The organism is Elstera litoralis, from assembly GCF_000963705.1.
GTDB classification, from domain to species: Bacteria; Pseudomonadota; Alphaproteobacteria; order Elsterales; family Elsteraceae; genus Elstera; species Elstera litoralis.
In genome coordinates this window covers 1-827 of the sequence record NZ_LAJY01000956.1, presented here as the reverse complement: position 1 = coordinate 827, position 827 = coordinate 1, and the positions used below count along the sequence as shown (strand labels likewise).

Annotated in this window: 1 protein-coding gene; it reads right to left on the bottom strand. The window is 55.7% G+C overall.

The window, feature by feature from the left end:
- The coding region (locus VZ95_RS20925; RefSeq protein WP_045777588.1) for a porin at positions 1–397 on the bottom strand (397 nt) is incomplete at its 3' end.
- Positions 398–827 lie beyond the last annotated feature (430 nt).

The following is an 827-nucleotide window of genomic DNA, read 5'->3' as shown; positions in this document are numbered from 1 at the left end:
CGACCGACGGGGCCTGAATTTCGAACTGCGAGTCGACGGCCAGCGTGTCGCCGAGTTCGATCTTACCCCAAGAACCGGAGAGATAGATGAACTTCGTATCAGCACCCAGCGTATCCTGACGGACCTGGTTGCTGTCGTTCTGATTGTTGCGCAGACGGGCACTGAAGCCGTAAGTCAGACCATTTTCGGCCTTGGCTTCGGCTTTCAGCGTCAGACGATAGTCCATGCGGGCTTCGCGCGATTCCGCGTTAGCAGCATCATCGTTCACAATGATGAAATCGGAGCGGACCGAACCGCCGAGCGTAACCGTAAACGGCGCCTTCGTCGTCACCTGTTGAGCGGAAGCCGCACCGGCAACCAGAACCAGGGCCGACGTGGCCAGCAAAATCTTCTTCATGCCTAAATCCCCTAGATCATGTCATCGCAACGCAAGATTGCAAGACGAGCGCGGCGCACCGAAGCGCTGCCGGGCTGTCACGGTGTAACGCTGTAACAACAGGCCAATCTGTGTCAAGCGTAGTGGCGTCGCACAAACTTGCGCCAGAGTGCTGAAAAGACATGCATTTTTACTTTTGACCCCTGCTACCGCCTTGAAAAATGACGCATTCGCCCCCCCGTGCGGTAGAGCAATGCCGTGTTGCATATCAGCAACAATTTGTCAAAAAGACGTAAATTTGCAGAATACAGCAACTCACACCCGGCAAACCCCACAGGGGATTTTCCCGTAGAATCAATGCTCGAAAACATCGCCCGGCCAGCCGATCAAATCGAGTTCGGCCCGGTGCGGCAGGAAGCGGAACATGGCTTGCGCCAATTCGGTGCGCCTT